At 72.5% G+C, this 14526-nt stretch carries 12 protein-coding genes and 3 pseudogenes; 9 read left to right on the top strand and 6 right to left on the bottom strand.

Going from position 1 to position 14526, the window contains the following annotated elements; all coding sequences use genetic code 11:
• Window positions 1–25 precede the first annotated feature (25 nt).
• The 3 genes from ACFXGX_RS21895 to ACFXGX_RS21885 all read left to right on the top strand — a co-directional run bounded on the left by ACFXGX_RS21895 (window position 26) and on the right by ACFXGX_RS21885 (window position 2970).
• Window positions 26–280, top strand: a complete 255-nt coding sequence (locus ACFXGX_RS21895) for a protealysin inhibitor emfourin (RefSeq protein ID WP_384793873.1) — start codon at window positions 26–28, stop codon at window positions 278–280.
• Window positions 281–406: 126 nt separating this feature from the next.
• Window positions 407–1711, top strand: a complete 1305-nt coding sequence (locus tag ACFXGX_RS21890; RefSeq protein ID WP_384793739.1) for a GH1 family beta-glucosidase — start codon at window positions 407–409, stop codon at window positions 1709–1711.
• Window positions 1708–2970, top strand: coding sequence for an MFS transporter (locus ACFXGX_RS21885; protein WP_384793736.1), 1263 nt, complete (start codon window positions 1708–1710; stop codon window positions 2968–2970). Before ACFXGX_RS21890 ends, ACFXGX_RS21885 begins: the two co-directional genes overlap by 4 nt.
• A 75-nt stretch (window positions 2971–3045) precedes the next feature.
• Here ACFXGX_RS21885 and ACFXGX_RS21880 read toward each other — a convergent pair whose 3' ends face one another.
• Window positions 3046–3924 carry an NAD-dependent epimerase/dehydratase family protein gene (locus ACFXGX_RS21880; RefSeq protein ID WP_384793733.1) on the bottom strand — a complete coding sequence of 293 codons (879 nt, stop codon included), beginning with the start codon at window positions 3922–3924 and terminating at the stop codon, window positions 3046–3048.
• A gap of 119 nt (window positions 3925–4043) precedes the next feature.
• Between ACFXGX_RS21880 and ACFXGX_RS21875 the strand changes: the two are divergent.
• The 4 genes and pseudogenes from ACFXGX_RS21875 to ACFXGX_RS21860 all read left to right on the top strand — a co-directional run.
• Window positions 4044–4885 (top strand): annotated as a pseudogene (locus tag ACFXGX_RS21875) (helix-turn-helix transcriptional regulator).
• Window positions 4886–5206: 321 nt separating this feature from the next.
• Window positions 5207–5683 carry a hypothetical protein gene (locus ACFXGX_RS21870; protein WP_384793730.1) on the top strand — a complete coding sequence of 159 codons (477 nt, stop codon included), beginning with the start codon at window positions 5207–5209 and terminating at the stop codon, window positions 5681–5683.
• 341 nt (window positions 5684–6024) lie between these two features.
• Entirely contained in the window at window positions 6025–7353 is a 1329-nt protein-coding gene (locus tag ACFXGX_RS21865; RefSeq protein ID WP_384793727.1) for a beta-xylosidase, read from the top strand.
• A gap of 127 nt (window positions 7354–7480) precedes the next feature.
• Window positions 7481–8503: pseudogene (locus ACFXGX_RS21860) on the top strand (WxL protein peptidoglycan domain-containing protein); the annotation flags it as partial.
• On the opposite strand, the gene ACFXGX_RS21855 reads toward ACFXGX_RS21860, so the two are convergent.
• Window positions 8400–8738, bottom strand: coding sequence for a P-II family nitrogen regulator (locus ACFXGX_RS21855; RefSeq protein ID WP_384793724.1), 339 nt, complete (start codon window positions 8736–8738; stop codon window positions 8400–8402). The pseudogene ACFXGX_RS21860 and the gene ACFXGX_RS21855 sit on opposite strands and share 104 nt — an antisense overlap.
• Window positions 8735–10042 carry an ammonium transporter gene (locus ACFXGX_RS21850; RefSeq protein ID WP_384793721.1) on the bottom strand — a complete coding sequence of 436 codons (1308 nt, stop codon included), beginning with the start codon at window positions 10040–10042 and terminating at the stop codon, window positions 8735–8737. Before ACFXGX_RS21850 ends, ACFXGX_RS21855 begins: the two co-directional genes overlap by 4 nt.
• Window positions 10043–10279: 237 nt before the next feature.
• Here ACFXGX_RS21850 and era point away from each other — a divergent pair, with 237 nt between their 5' ends.
• A complete protein-coding gene (era, locus tag ACFXGX_RS21845) occupies window positions 10280–11272 on the top strand; it encodes a GTPase Era (protein WP_384793717.1) in 993 nt (330 codons plus the stop codon).
• Window positions 11273–11335: 63 nt separating this feature from the next.
• On the opposite strand, the gene ACFXGX_RS21840 is transcribed toward era, so the two are convergent.
• A complete protein-coding gene (locus tag ACFXGX_RS21840; protein ID WP_384793712.1) occupies window positions 11336–11689 on the bottom strand; it encodes a cytidine deaminase in 354 nt (117 codons plus the stop codon).
• Between the two features lie 83 nt (window positions 11690–11772).
• Complete coding sequence (locus ACFXGX_RS21835) at window positions 11773–12594, bottom strand: helix-turn-helix transcriptional regulator (RefSeq protein ID WP_384793870.1); 822 nt, start codon at window positions 12592–12594, stop codon at window positions 11773–11775.
• A gap of 141 nt (window positions 12595–12735) precedes the next feature.
• Between ACFXGX_RS21835 and ACFXGX_RS21830 the strand changes: the two genes are divergently transcribed.
• The gene (locus ACFXGX_RS21830) at window positions 12736–14292 is read left to right on the top strand and encodes an MFS transporter (RefSeq protein WP_384793710.1); all 1557 of its coding nucleotides are present in this window, start codon (window positions 12736–12738) and stop codon (window positions 14290–14292) included.
• Between the two features lie 75 nt (window positions 14293–14367).
• On the opposite strand, the pseudogene ACFXGX_RS21825 reads toward ACFXGX_RS21830, so the two are convergent.
• Window positions 14368–14436: pseudogene (locus tag ACFXGX_RS21825) on the bottom strand (MmcQ/YjbR family DNA-binding protein); the annotation flags it as partial.
• Between the last annotated feature and the right edge of the window lie 90 nt (window positions 14437–14526).

Genomic DNA, 14526 nt, shown 5'->3' with positions numbered 1-14526 from the left:
CTCTCAGTCCGCCCACTTAGCCGAGATCGCCCGCCCCCGCCGCCTCGCCCACACCCACCCCCCCCCCCCCCACACCCCCCCCCCCCGCCCCGACGCCCCCGAGTGGCACGCCCTGGCCGAGCGGGCACTCGCCGCCGGACAGGACACGCCCCCGGCCGGCGTCCCGGACGGCTTCCACTACGAGATCACCGTGGACGGCAGAACCGTCCACGCCGCCGACCCGGCACTCACGGAGGGCCAGCGCGAGCTGATCTCCCGGGTCTTGAAGGAGGGCGCCTGAAGCAGGGCGCCCGAAGCTGGGCGCCCGAAGGAGAGCGCCCGAAGGAGAGCGCCCGACGGGGCGGACCCGGCCGCGGGTTCACGCCGACCCGTTGACTTCCGTTACCGCGGGTACAGATGATCGCGCATGGCGACGAACCCGCTCCCCCAGTTCCCGTCCGGCTTCCTCTGGGGCGTGTCCACCTCGGCCCATCAGATCGAGGGGGCCGTGGACGAACGCGCCCCCTCGGTGTGGGACACCTTCACCGCCGGGCCCGGTCACATCAAGGACGGCTCCACGGCTGCGGTGGCCTGCGACCACGTCCGCCGCTACCCCGAGGACGTGGCGCTCCTGGCCGGCCTCGGCGTGGACGCGTACCGCTTCTCCATCTCCTGGCCCCGGGTGAACTCCCCCGGCGGCCTCGACTTCTACGACCGCCTGGTCGACGCGCTGTGCGCGGCCGGCGTACGCCCCGTGCCGACGCTCTTCCACTGGGACCTGCCGGCGGAGCTGGACTGGGCGGACCGGGACACCGCCGAGCGCTTCGCCGCGTACACCTCGGTCGTCGCGGAGCGCCTCGGCGACCGCGTCAAGAAGTGGATCACTCTCAACGAGCCCGCCGAGCACACCCTGCTGGGGCACGCCCTCGGCGCGCACGCCCCCGGCAAGCGGCTCATGTTCGACGCCCTGCCGGTGGCCCACCACCAGCTCCTCGCCCACGGTCTCGCCGTACGGGCGCTGCGCGCGGCCGGGGCGGACGACATCGGGATCGCCAACTCGCACGGCCCGACCTGGGCGGCCTCGGACCGCACCGAGGACGTCGAGGCGGCCGACTTCTACGACCTCCTGCTCAACCGGCTCTTCGCCGACCCCGTCCTGCTGGGCCGCTACCCCGACGGCATCGACGCGTTGATGCCCGGCGACGTCGAGTCGGACCTGAAGATCATCGGAGAGCCGGTCGACTGGTACGGGATCAACTACTACCAGCCGACCAGGGTGGGCGCCCCCGAAGGCGCGGAGATCGAGTTCGGCGGACTCACCCTGCCCGCCGAACTTCCCTTCACCGTCAAGAAACTGGAGGGGTACCCGGTCACCGACTTCGGCTGGCCCGTGGTACCCGAGGCGCTCACGGAGCTGCTCACCGGCTTCCGCGAGCGCTACGGCGACCGGCTCCCGCCCGTCGTCATCACCGAGAACGGCTGCAGTTACGACGGCATCGACGACCAGGAGCGGATCACCTTCCTCGACGGTCATGTCCGGGCGCTGCACCGGGCGTTGGAGCAGGGCGTCGACGTACGCGGCTATTTCGTCTGGTCGTTGATGGACAACTTCGAGTGGGCGGAGGGGTACGCGCGCCGCTTCGGGCTCGTGCACGTCGACTACGACACCCTGGAGCGGACCCCGAAGGCCTCGTACGGCTGGCTGCGGGACGCCCTGCGGGCGCAGAGATGACCGCGGCCGACCGGGTCGCGCCCCTGTCCGCGCTCGCCGAGCCCGTCGAACGGGTCGGCCGGGGCTGGACGTCCGCGCTCTCGCTCGCCAACGGGGCGATCTGGGTGGGCTGGTACGGCCCGCTGCAGATCCTCCTCGCCTCCCAGGCGGAGGACTTCGCGCCCGGCACCGGCATGTCCAAGGAGACGATGCTGGCATGGGTGACGGGTGCGGGCGCGGTCGTCTCGCTGGTCGCCAACCCTCTCTTCGGCGCGCTGTCCGACCGTACGACCGCGCGGTGGGGCCGCCGTACGCCGTGGATCGTGGCCGGAGCGGCCGGCGGCGCGCTGTCCCTGCTGCTCCTCGCGGGCGCGGGCGGCGTGTGGACGATGGCGGCGGGCTGGTGCCTGGTCCAGCTCACCCTGAACGCCGCGTTCGCCGCGGTCACGGCGGCCGTGCCCGACCGGGTGCCGCGGCTCCAGCGCGGCAGCGTGGGCGGCTGGCTGGGCGCGGCGCAGATCCTCGGCGTGGTCGGCGGCACCGGGCTCGCGACGGCGGCCGGGGGCACCGGCGGCGGGTACGCGGCGTGCGCGGTGTTCACGCTGGTGGGCGTCCTGCCGTACGTACTGCGCCACGAGGACCTGCGGCTGCCCGTGTCGGCCCGGCCGCCCTGGTCGGGGCGGGAGTTCCTCGCCTCCTTCCGGCTGAGTCCGCGCGAACACCCCGACCTGGCGTGGGCCTGGCTGACCCGCTTCCTGATCAACCTCAGCAACGCCCTCGTGCTGCTGTACCTGCTCTACTACCTGCGCGACAGGCTGCGCCTCGACGACCCCGAGCAGGGTGTTCTCGTCCTCACCGCCGTGAACGGGATCACGCTCCTCGCCACGGTCGTGGTGGGCGGGGCGTGGTCGGACCGGCTGGGGCGCCGCAAGCCGTTCGTGATCTGGTCCGGCGTGCTGATGGCGGTGGCCACGGCGGCGCTGGCCTGCTGGCAGACCTGGCCCGGGGCGATCGCCGCCGCGGCCGTCCTCGGGGTCGGCTTCGGCGTCTTCACCTCCGTCGACTTCGCCCTGATGACCGACGTGCTGCCCAAGGCCCTGGACCGCGGCAAGGACCTCGGCGTCATCAACATCGCCAACGCCCTTCCCCAGGTCGCGGCCCCGGTCCTGGCCGCCCCGATCGTGACCTACCTGGGCGGCTACCGGGTGTTGTACCTGGTCGCGGCGGTGATCGGCCTCGCGGGGGCGGTGCTGGTGGTGCGGATCAAGGGGGTGGACTGAACCGGCGGCGGACCGGACCGGCGGCCTCACCCGGGCAGGCGCCGGAAGGGGGCTGGAAGGGGGCCGCCGGGCAGGTCACAGGGCGCCGGCGTCGCGGGCCGTCCACAGGGACGGGTACACCGGGCGGAAACCCAGGTCGTGGCGGATGCGGTCGGTGGACACGATGCCGTTCCAGGGGTCGGGGTCGGTGCGCTCGTACAGGGCGGGCGGCACCTCGACCCCGTTGATCCGGTGCAGGTCGACGGTGGTCACGGGGGCGTCGTCGGCGATGTTGTAGACCGGGGTGCCGCCCACGCCGGGGGCCTGGAGCAGCCGGAGCAGGCCCTGGGCGACGTCCGCGTGGTGGACCATCTGAAGCCGCTGGGTCGCGGCCCACTGCCCGGCCCACCTCAGCGAGGCGGCGAGATGCGGGTCGCCCTCCCCGTACACGAAGGGCAGACGGCCGATCCGGACCTCCATGCCGCCCTCCAGGGCGAGCAGGCCCCGCTCCGCCTCCGCCTTGGAGGCCGGGTAGGCACCCCACATCTCGCCGCCGGGCACGCTCGGGTCCTCCTCGGTGAGCGGGCGGCCCCGGCCGGTCCCGTACACCAGGTTGGTGCTGACCTGCACGAACCTGCGCACCCCCGCGGAGACGGCGGCGCGGCCCAGTTCCAGCGCGGCGTCGCGGTTGACCGCCCAGGCCTCGTCGTCCGGAACGCCGCGGAAGGCGGCCGCGATGTTCACCACCGCGTCCACGCCCACCAGGGCCTTGCCCAGCGTCTCCGGGTCGCGCAGGTCCCCGACGGCGATCTCCGGCCCGACGCCGGTCGGGCCGGTGAGCCCGGCCAGGGCCGTCGCCCTGGACTCGTCCCGGACCAGGATCCTCACCCGGTCGCCGGCGGGTGCCTGCCGCAGCAGACGGGGCACGAAACGGCGTCCGACCTCGCCGGTGGTTCCGGTCACCAGTGTCAGCATGATGTGTTCCTCTCGTCGGCCTCCACCGTCCCCCCGTGCCGGGCGGGGCGGGAGAGACCTCCTCATCCAGGGACCGGCGGTCCCTGGATAAGACCGCCGGCCTGCGTCACCCTGGAGGGGTGGACCGACCCGAGGCAGCCGACTTCCTGCGCCGCGGCCGGGCCCGGCTGGAGCCCTCCGACGTGGGACTCCCGGCCGGCGCCCGGCGCCGCACCCCCGGCCTGCGCCGCGAGGAGGTGGCGGCACTCGCGGGCATGTCCGTGGACTACTACACCCGGCTCGAACAGGCCCGCGGCCGCGCCCCTCCCGTCAGATGCTGGGCGCGCTGGCACGGGCGCTGCGGCTCACCGGCGACGAGCGGGACCATCTCTTCCATCTCGCCGGCGAGGAGCCGCCCCGCGCCGAGGGCGCCTCCTCGCACGTGCGCCCGGGGCTCCTGCTGATCCTCGACCGGCTGACCGACGCGCCCGCCCAGGTCGTGACCGACTACGGCGAGCTGCTCGCGCAGAACGCGATGTCGGCGGCGCTGACGGGCCAGGCCGAACCCGGGCGCAATCTCGTGCGCCGGTTCTTCACCGACCCGGCCTCCCGGTCCCTCTTCCCGCCCGAGGACCGTCCCGAGCAAGCCCGCTCCCATGTCGCCAACCTGCGCGCGGTCACCGCGGCCCGCCCCACCGACCCCGCCCCGGCCGCCCTGGTGGCCGAACTCCGCGCCACGAGCGAGGAGTTCGCGGAGCTCTGGGAGTCCCACGAGGTCGCCGTACGGCGCTCCGCGACGAAGCGGTTCCTGAACCCCACGGTCGGCCTGCTGGAACTCGACTGCGAGATCCTGCTCAGCTCCGGCGACAACCAGCTCCTCGTCGTCCACACGGCACGCCCCGGCACCGAGTCCCACGAGCGTCTGCGGCTGCTGCGCGTGGTGGGCCTGCAGGACCTCGCTCCCGCCACCGGCCGGCGGTGACCTCCCGGGCCGGGGAGCCGGGTCACCGGAGGCCCGTCCACCCGGGTCCAACTTCGGCCATTTTTCACCACCGTTGAAGGAGCCGGCCCGCTTCTCTTGTCATCGCAAGGCACCCGCGTCTCAATGGAACCGCACATTCCGACGGACCGTCGGACACGCCTCCGCACGGCGTCCCGCACCCCACACGCGGACGGTCCGTGTACACGTCTCCCCGCACCCTCACCGGGCACAGAGGTGAGGAGCCCGTGTGCCCGGACCAGGGCGGACGGCTCCGTCCCGACCATCCCCACATGGCAATTCCCCACAAGGGAAGGGATTTCGATGAGAGGCAAGCGACTCGCAACGGTCTCGGCGTTAGCCGCCGGCACCCTCGCCGCGACCGGTCTGGCCTTCGCGCCGGCCGCCGCGGCCGTCACTCCCCAGACGGCCACCATCAACGCCACCTGCACCATCGGTGGCGGCGGCGCGGCCACCCTCACGGCCACCCAGGACGGCACGGCCGCGACCATCACCCTCAGCTCCACCGCCATCACGGCACCGATCCCGATCGCCGCGAATTCGGTCACCTCGACGCTCTCCCTGGTGAACGCGAGCGGCGGGACCACCGCCTTCACCGGCAAGAAGAACCCCGCGATGGCCATCGGCAGCGGAGTGTCGGTGGGCCCCCTCGACGGCACCGTCGCCTCCGGCGACAGCCTGGAGTTCTACGGCGGCTCCCTGAAGATGACGATCTTCGGCATCACGATCACCTGCACGGCGGACGCACCGCAGTCCCCGGGCCCGTTCGTGTTCGACTGATCCACTGGTCCGCTGATCGACTGATTCGCGGATCCACTGAGCCTCTGATCCACTGAGCCGCGGATCCACCGCTCCACGACGCGAAGAGGGCCGGTGCCGCCCGCGCGCAGCGACACCGGCCCGGCTCCCCCGCAGCCCCGCAGGTCCGCAGCCCCGCAATCTCCGCCCTGGGCGACAACTCCACACCCTGCAAGCCGAGTTGGCGACCATGACAGAAACTGATGGCCCATCAGTCGCTGCGCCGGGACTCCATTGACTTCTCACACGACCGGCACATCAATGTCCCCCTGGCGGCGCAGACGAGCCGCTGCGCCCGCATCCCTCAGGAGGGGGCAACAGCCATGTCAACCACGGGTCCGACAACCCGAAGACGCCGCCTCGCGGCACTGCTCGGGGCGACCGTACTCGCGCTCACCGCGGGAGGTGCGCTGGCCGCCCCGGCCGGCGCCGCTGCCGTGAACGTGGACTTCGCCACGCACTGTATTCCGCCGGCGATCGCGGGCCTCCCCCCGATCGACGGCACCACCACCGCGAAGATCACGGTGGACAACGCGAGCCCCAAGGTCGGCGACACGGTCACCGTGACCTACACGGTGGTCACGCCCGCCGCGAGCAACCCCACCGACCTCGCCCTGCCGGCCGACATCATGACGCCGACCGGCAAGGTCACCGTCGGTGGCGCGCAGACGGCCAGCGTCACGGTCGCGGGGCCGAAGAAGAACGACCCGGTGCCGGGGCGAGGCGCCTTCCCGTCGTTCTCCATGACCGGCACGTTCACGGTCACCGCTCCCGGCGCGATCACCCTCTCGCCCGGCGACTACAACATCCACACCAGCTACATCCTGGAACTGGACACCCCGTGCACGGTCACCAACCCGCCCGCCCCGGTGTCGGAGACGGTCACCGCGACCGGCGGAGGACAGACCAACACCCGGGCCATCCAGCTCGGTTCGGCCTCCGGCAACCCCGGTGACAGCGTGACCGTCACCGGCAGCGACTTCACCCCGGGTGCCAGCGTCACCCTCGCCGGACGGTCCGGGGCGACCCAGACCGCCGACACGGCGACCGTGACCGCGAACGCCCAGGGCTCCTTCAGCGGCTCGCTCGTCGTCAACGACAAGACGACGACCGGCGTGATCGCGTACGAGGGAGGAAGCTGGGACCCGGACACCGGAGCCGGTCCCGCCGCCTATGTCGTCATCGACAACACGCCCGTACCCGACGGCAGTCAGAAACTCACCACCACGGTGAGGGCGGGAACCCTGTCGATGACTCAGGCCGGGGACGCCGTCGCGCTGTCGGCGGTCGACTACGGCACGGGCGGTGCCTCCACGGGCGCCCTGCAGACGGTGACGGTCAAGGACTTCCGCGGCGGGCCCGCGGGCTGGTCCCTGACCGGCAAGGTCACCGACTTCACCGGACCCGGCGCGAAGATCGGCGCCGGTGCCCTGAGCTGGACCCCGGCCTGCACCACCAAGGCCGGCAGCCCGAGCACCTGCCAGGCCGGCTCGTCCGGCACGGTCGGCACCTCGGGAGCGACCCTGGCGTCCACCCCCAACGGGACCCTCACCGGTGGTGAGTTCACCGTCGACGCCGGACTGTCGCTGAACGTACCGGAGTTCACGCCGCCAGGCTCCTACTCCGGTGTGCTCACGCTGACGCTGAGCTGACCGGTCCGCCCTTCGACCGGTCGTCCGCACCCCGGTGGCCGGGCGCGCACCCGCCCGTCCACACAGGGGCGCTCACGCACGACGAGAGCCGCCAGTCCGCCGATGCCGTCCGCGGGGGTCCGCACCCATGCGCAAGCCGTACGCCCTCCTCCTGAGCGTGTTCCTGGTCCTGCCCGCCCTCGTGGCCCTCCTGGCCACACCGTCGTACGCGGCCGACAACGGGAGCTGGTCGGTCTACCCGGTCTCCTCGCGCATCGCCGAGCGGCCCTACTTCTATCTGTCCGCCGACCCCGGCCAGACCCTCCGGGACAAGGTCACCGTCGCCAACAAGACCGGCGGTCCCCTGACGTTCCGGCTCTACGCGGCCGACGCCTACAACACCGCCCGCGACGGCGGTTTCGCCGTCCGCACCCTGGCGGAGAAGCAGCGCGGGGTGGGGGCCTGGGCCGAGCCCGCCCGCTCCCGGGTCACCGTGCCCGCGCACGGCCACGTCACCGTGCCGTTCACGCTCCACGTCCCGGAGGGGGCCGAACCCGGCGACCACCCGGGCGCGCTGGTGGCGCTCGACGAACGGATCGAGAAGGGCTCGGGCTCCCTGTCGGTCGGGGTGCGACGAGCCGTCGCCGCCCGGGTCTATCTCCGCGTCGGCGGGCCCACCGTCCCCGCCCTCGCCGTCGAGAAGGTGCGCCTCACCCACCACCAGCCGCTGATCCCCGGCATCGGATCCGGCTCGGCCACCGTCTCGTACACCCTCCACAACACGGGCAACGTGACGCTGAACCCCAAGGTGCGGCTGAAGGCCGAGGGCCTCTTCGGGCGGACGCTGCTGTCCCGCGAGCTCGCGGGCATCCCCTCGGAACTGCTCCCCGGCCAGCGGGTCCGGCTCACCGCACCCTGGCACGGGGCGCCCCAACTCGACTGGGGCGACGTGACGTTGACGGCCAGCGCACCGGGCACCCGGGAGTCGGCGAGCGTGTCGTTCCTCGCACTGCCGTGGCTCGTGGCCGTGCTGGTGGCTGTCGCGTTCGCCGCGGCCGTGGTGACGCTCAGAGTGCGTCGGGCCCGCGTTCGCCCGTCCGTACCCGTACGACCGTCTCCACGGGTACGGACCACACCTTTCCGTCTCCGATCTTTCCGGTCCGCGCGGCCTTCACCACGGCGTCGATGACCGCGTCGGCCACCGCGTCCTCGACGACGACCTCGATCCGGACCTTGGGAACCAGGTCGACCTGGTACTCGGCGCCGCGGTACACCTCGGTGTGCCCACGCTGACGCCCGTACCCGCTGGCCTCGGTGACGGTCATCCCGTGCACACCGAGCTCCTGCAGGGCGGACTTGACCTCGTCGAGTCGATAGGGCTTGACGATCGCGGTGATGAGTTTCATACCTGGGGCTTGACCTTCTGCGCGGCGGGAAGGGACGACGACACCGGAGCGCCGTGGCCCAGGACTCCGTGATCGTAGGCGCTCTCGGCGTGCACCGTAAGGTCCAGGCCGGTCCGCTCGTGCTCCTCCTCGGCCCGCAGCCCCATGAGCCGGTCGATGACCCGGCCGATGCCGTACGTGGCGGCGAACGCGTACGTCCCGACGGCCGCCACACCGACGAGCTGCCGGCCGAGCTGCCCGAGACCTCCGCCGTACAGCAGCCCCTCGGCCCCGCCGGTCATCCCGTGGACGGCGAAGACGCCGATGAGCAGCGTGCCGATGACACCGCCGACCAGATGCACGCCGACGACGTCCAGCGAGTCGTCGTAGTTCAGCTTGAATTTCCAGCCCACGGCGTACGAGCAGACGACACCGGCGGCGAGCCCGACCGCGAGCGCGCCCAGCAGGGACACCACTCCGCACGAGGGGGTGATGGCGACCAGGCCGGCGACCGCGCCCGAGGCCGCGCCCAGCGTGGTCGGGTGGCCGTCGCGGCGCTGCTCGACGAGGAGCCAGCCGAGCAGGCCCGTGCAGCCGGCGGCGAGGGTGTTGAGGAAGGCGGCCGCGGCCAGACCGTTGGCGCCGAGGGCCGACCCGGCGTTGAAGCCGAACCAGCCGAACCACAGCAGACCGGCGCCGAGCATGACCATCGGGAGGTTGTGCGGGCGCATGGAGTCCTTCTTGAAGCCGAGCCGCGGTCCGAGCACCAGGCACAGAGCGAGGCCGGAGGCTCCCGAGGTGATCTCGACCGGCATACCGCCCGCGAAGTCGAGGGCGCCGAGACCGTCCCGGATCCAGCCGCCCGGGCCCCACACCCAGTGCGCGACGGGAACGTATACGAGCAGCGCCCAGACGGGCACGAACACGAGCCAGGCCCCGAACTTCGCCCGGTCGGCGACCGCCCCGCTGATGAGCGCGGCGGTGATGATCGCGAAGGTGAGCTGGAACGTGGCGAAGAGCAGGGTGGGGACGGACCCCTGCACGCTGTCCGGCCCGAGCCCGGCCATCCCGGCGTGCTCCAGACCGCCGACGAGCCCGCCGAACGCGTCCTCGCCGAAGGCCAGGGAGTATCCGGCGGTCAGCCACACCACCGTGACCAGGGCGATCGACACGAAGCTCATCATCAGCATGTTGAGCACGCTCTTCGCGCGGACCATGCCGCCGTAGAACAGGGCGAGTCCTGGGGTCATCAGGAGCACGAGCGCGGTGGCGGCGAGCAGCCAGGCTGTGTCGCCGGTGTCGATCCGGGAAGCGGCCAGGGTCACGGTCTCTCCAACGGAGTGGGGGGCACGGGCAGGGGCGTCGTCAGAGCGTCGTGGGCCTGGGTTTCCGGTTGCGCACGCCCGCGTTTCCGCTGTGTTTCATTGCGTCGTGATGACCGAATCCTCACCGTGGAGCCGACCGGCGCCCGGCCCCCGGATCGCCCCGCGCGCGGGAAGCGGAACGACGGCTTCACGGGCGTCGGACGGCTTGGTACAACGGGCACCCGACGATCAGGGACAATGGGCGCCATGAGCGTTCGCAATCAGTCATCCGAGCCGTCAAAGGACAGGGGCACCTCTCACGCCCTCGACCCGGTGGAGAACCACCGCGCCGGCTTCGCCTGTTTCGTGGGCCGCCCCAACGCGGGCAAGTCCACCCTCACGAACGCTCTGGTCGGCCAGAAGGTCGCGATCACCGCGAACCAGCCGCAGACCACCCGGCACACGGTGCGCGGCATCGTGCACCGGCCGGACGCGCAGCTGATCCTGGTCGACACCCCCGGCCTGCACAAACCGCGCACGCTGCTGGGTGAGCGGCTCAACGACATCGTCCGCACCACCTGGGCCGAGGTCGACGTGATCGGCTTCTGTCTGCCCGCGAACGAGAAGCTCGGCCCGGGCGACCGTTTCATCGCGAAGGAACTGGCGTCGATCAAGAAGACGCCGAAGATCGCGATCATCACGAAGACCGACCTCGTCGACAGCAAGACGCTCGCCGAGCAGCTCATCGCGATCGACCAGCTCGGCCGGGAGCTCGGCTTCGAGTGGGCCGAGATCGTCCCGGTGTCGGCGGTCGCGGACAAGCAGGTGGGTCTGCTGGCCGACCTGCTCGTCCCGCTGCTGCCGGAGGGGCCCGCCCTCTACCCCGAGGGTGATCTGACGGACGAGCCGGAGCAGGTCATGATCGCGGAGCTCATCCGCGAGGCCGCGCTGGAGGGCGTCCGCGACGAGCTTCCGCACTCCATCGCCGTCGTGGTCGAGGAGATGCTGCCGCGCGAGGACCGCCCGGCCGACAAGCCGCTCCTCGACATCCACGCCTTCGTCTACATCGAGCGCCCCAGCCAGAAGGGCATCATCATCGGCCCCAAGGGCAAGCGCCTGAAGGACGTCGGCATCAAGTCGCGCAAGCAGATCGAGGCCCTGCTGGGCACGCCGGTCTTCCTCGATCTGCATGTGAAGGTCGCCAAGGACTGGCAGCGCGACCCCCGGCAGCTCCGCAAGCTCGGCTTCTGAGGCGGCCCGGAAACGTACGGCATCGCCCCGGGGAGATCGGTTCCCCCCGGGGCGGAGTCGTGCTCAGCCCGCGGTCACCGTCGTGTGCACGGCGCCGTCGAGCCCGGCCAGCAGCACCGGTGTGGCGGGCCCGCCGAGATCCCGTACGGCCGCGCGGTCCGCGTCGGTGACGGCGGCGGCCTCGGACACCACGGCCGCCGCCTCCAGGGACTTCGCCCCGGACGCCACGGCCATCGCCACGGCCGTCCGCAGGGCGCTCAGCCGCAGGGACTCCAGCGCCACGGTCCCGGCGACGTAGGTACGTCCCGTCTCGTCGCGTACGGCCGCGCCCTCGGGCACACCGTTGCGGGCCCGCGCGGAGCGGGCCAGGGTGACGATCTTGCGGTCCTCGGGGTCGAGCGCGCTGCTGTCGGTCATGACCAGAGCATACGAAGTGCCGGCGCCGTCCTCCGCCGACGGGTCACGTCCTCCGCCGACGGGTCACGTCCTCCGCCGACGGGTCAGCCGGCCACCGGATACATCGAGCCGCGGCGTCCCTCCGGCGAGGCGAGCCACTCCAGCTTCGCGGCCGTGTTCGCCTCCGGCAGCGGGGTGTGCAGCACGATCGTGAGGTCGGGCCTGACCGGCACCTTCATCGCGGTCGACTCGACCGCGAGCAGTCCCACGAGGGGATGGTCGAGCTCCTTGCGGATCTGCCCGGCGTCCTCGATGTCCCGCCGCTCCCACAGCTCCGCGAACTCGGCGCTGGCCTCCGTCAGCCGGGTCAGCAGTTCGCGGAAGCCCTCGTCGTCCGGCGCGGCGGCGCACGAGGCGCGGAACTGGGCCACGACGGTACGGGCGTTGAGCTCCCAGGTGCGCGAACGGCCGCGGTAGAGCGGGTCGGTGAAGAAGTCGACGACGCAGTTCTGGGTGATCTCCGGACGCATGCCGAGGACCACCGCGGCGGCGTCGTTGTACAGGACGCAGTTGTAGTACGGATCCATGATGTGCGCCGGATACGGCATCCACGTGTCGATCAGCCGCCGCAGCCCGTCGCACATGTCCCGGTCCCCGGGGGCGACTTCGGGCGCGGGCGGATTCAGTCCGGCCAGCGTGTACAGGTGGCGCCGCTCGGTGTTGCTGAGCCGCAGCACGCGGGCGACGGAGTCCAGGACCTGCGGCGACACGGATATGTCCCGACCCTGTTCGAGCCATTGGTACCAGGAGGCGCCCACGCCCGCGAGGACGGCGACCTCCTCGCGGCGCAGCCCCGGTGTGCGGCGGCGGGCTCCGCCGCCCGGGAGCCCGGCCTCGGCCGGTGACACCCGCGCCCGGCGGCTCATGAGGAACTCGCGCAGCTCCGGGCGTCGTTGGGTCTTCGGCGCGTCCTCCGTCACGTGTCTCCCCCTTCGGTGACTGGTGGTGCGGCCACCAGCATAAGTTCCGGCTCCCCACGGATGTTCCGGCCGCCGCACGCTCTTCCCATGACCACCGAAGCGACCACCGAGACGACCACCCGCACCCCCGGCGACGGTACGCCGGGCAGCGGTCCGTCCACCACGAACGGCCCCCGGGCCGAGACCTCCTCCGCTCGTCCGGACCGGGCCGACCGCACCAAGGACGGCCGGCCCGCACGCGGCGACCGGCTCTCCGGGCGCGACGCCCTCGTGCTCTTCGTGCTGTGCGCCGCCCAGTTCATGGTCGCGCTGGACTTCTCGGTCCTGAACGTGGCGCTGCCCGTCCTCGGCCGTGACCTCGGCATGAGCCCGTCCGCGCTCCAGTGGGCCGTCACCGCCTTCGCGCTGCCCTCGGGCGGCTTCCTGCTCCTCTTCGGCCGGATCGGCGACCTGTTCGGCCGCCGGGCCCTCTTCGTCGCCGGGCTGACCCTGTTCGGGGCGGCCTCGCTGCTCGCGACCCTCGCCTGGGACCCGGCGTCGTTCCTGGCCGGACGGGCTCTGCAAGGGCTCGCCGCGGCGGCGATCGTGCCGACCGGCATGTCGCTGCTGACCACGACCTTCCCCGAGGGCCCCGCGCGCGACCGCGCGCTCGGCATCTCCGGCACGCTCCTGTCGCTCGGCTTCACGATCGGCATGGTGGCGGGAGGTGTCCTGACCGACGTACTGAGCTGGCGTTCGACGATGGGCCTGCTGTCGCTGTTCGCGCTGGTCGTGCTGCCGCTCGCGACCGTTCTGCTGCCCGCGTCCCCGGCGCGGCACGCCGACGCCGACCCGGCCGCCGCCCAGGGCCGCCCCCGTCTGGACGTCCCCGGCGCGGTCACCGTCACCGGTGGCCTGCTGTCGCTGATCTACGCGCTGTCGACGGCGGCCGAGCGCGGCTTCGGCGGGACGGACGTCGTCACGACACTCGCCCTGGGGGTGGTGCTGCTCGGCGCGTTCGTCCGGATCGAGTCCCGTGCCGCCGCCCCGCTCGTCAGCCTGAGGATGCTGCGCCGTCCCACCGTGGCGTGGGGCAACCTGGGCGGCCTGGTCACCTTCTCGATGATGTCGACGGTCGTGTTCGCGCTGACCCTCTACCTCCAGGAGACGCTCGGCCTCTCGGCCTTCGAGACCGGTCTGGTCTTCGGCGTGCAGGGTCTGCTGTCGGCCGTCGCCGGGATGTACGCGCCGAAGGTCATCGGCCGCTTCGGCGCCCGGCGCACGCTGGCCGGCTCGCTGGCGGGACAGGGGGTGTTCGTGGCGGGGATGCTGCTGCTGAACGCGCACACCTGGTCCGTCTGGATCGCCACCGCCGGGGTGTCGCTGGCCAGCATGTTCCACCTGGGCGCGATCATCTCGTACGGCCTGACTGTCACCTCGGGCGTCCCCGACGAGGAGCAGGGGCTGGCCACGGGTCTGGTGACCTCCACCCAGCAGGTGGGCATCACCGTCGGCATCCCGCTCCTCGGCGTCCTCGCGACCACCTCGGGCGACCTGCTGAGCGGCGTCCACACGGTCCTCGCCCTGGACGCGGCGATCGTGCTCGCGGCGGCGGCGCTGATCGCGGTGGGACTCGGGCGGCGGGGCGCGGCACGCACCCGCTGAGACGACGCCGGACCGCCGAGGCCGAAGGCGGTCGCCCCCGTTCAGGGGCGGTCCTCCCCGATCAGGGGTTCCCGGTCAGGGGCGGTCGAGACGCAGGCGCTCGGCGCGCGGCAGACCGGCCACGACGAGATCGTAGGAATCCTCGGGGGGGGGCGCGGCGGAGCTGGGGGGGGGGGTGAGCGGGCCCCTCGGGCGCGCTGGCTGGGGGTGGTGCTTGTGTGAGCTAGGGGGGGA

This window comes from Streptomyces sp. NPDC059371, from assembly GCF_042751995.1.
Taxonomy (GTDB): Bacteria; Actinomycetota; Actinomycetes; order Streptomycetales; family Streptomycetaceae; genus Streptomyces.
Note: the sequence above shows the minus strand (reverse complement) of the source record. Positions and strands in the feature narration are given on the sequence as shown.

What these genes read in the sequence shown, in the direction of transcription:
- ACFXGX_RS21890 (WP_384793739.1), top strand. Translation starts at nt 407, where the DNA reads ATGGCGACGAACCCGCTCCCCCAGTTCCCGTCCGGCTTCCTCTGGGGC.
- ACFXGX_RS21885 (WP_384793736.1), top strand. Translation starts at nt 1,708, where the DNA reads ATGACCGCGGCCGACCGGGTCGCGCCCCTGTCCGCGCTCGCCGAGCCC.
- ACFXGX_RS21880 (WP_384793733.1), bottom strand. Translation starts at nt 3,924, where the DNA reads ATGCTGACACTGGTGACCGGAACCACCGGCGAGGTCGGACGCCGTTTC.
- ACFXGX_RS21870 (WP_384793730.1), top strand. Translation starts at nt 5,207, where the DNA reads ATGAGAGGCAAGCGACTCGCAACGGTCTCGGCGTTAGCCGCCGGCACC.
- ACFXGX_RS21865 (WP_384793727.1), top strand. Translation starts at nt 6,025, where the DNA reads ATGTCAACCACGGGTCCGACAACCCGAAGACGCCGCCTCGCGGCACTG.
- ACFXGX_RS21855 (WP_384793724.1), bottom strand. Translation starts at nt 8,738, where the DNA reads ATGAAACTCATCACCGCGATCGTCAAGCCCTATCGACTCGACGAGGTC.
- era (WP_384793717.1), top strand. Translation starts at nt 10,280, where the DNA reads ATGGGCGCCATGAGCGTTCGCAATCAGTCATCCGAGCCGTCAAAGGAC.
- ACFXGX_RS21840 (WP_384793712.1), bottom strand. Translation starts at nt 11,689, where the DNA reads ATGACCGACAGCAGCGCGCTCGACCCCGAGGACCGCAAGATCGTCACC.
- ACFXGX_RS21835 (WP_384793870.1), bottom strand. Translation starts at nt 12,594, where the DNA reads ATGAGCCGCCGGGCGCGGGTGTCACCGGCCGAGGCCGGGCTCCCGGGC.
- ACFXGX_RS21830 (WP_384793710.1), top strand. Translation starts at nt 12,736, where the DNA reads ATGACCACCGAAGCGACCACCGAGACGACCACCCGCACCCCCGGCGAC.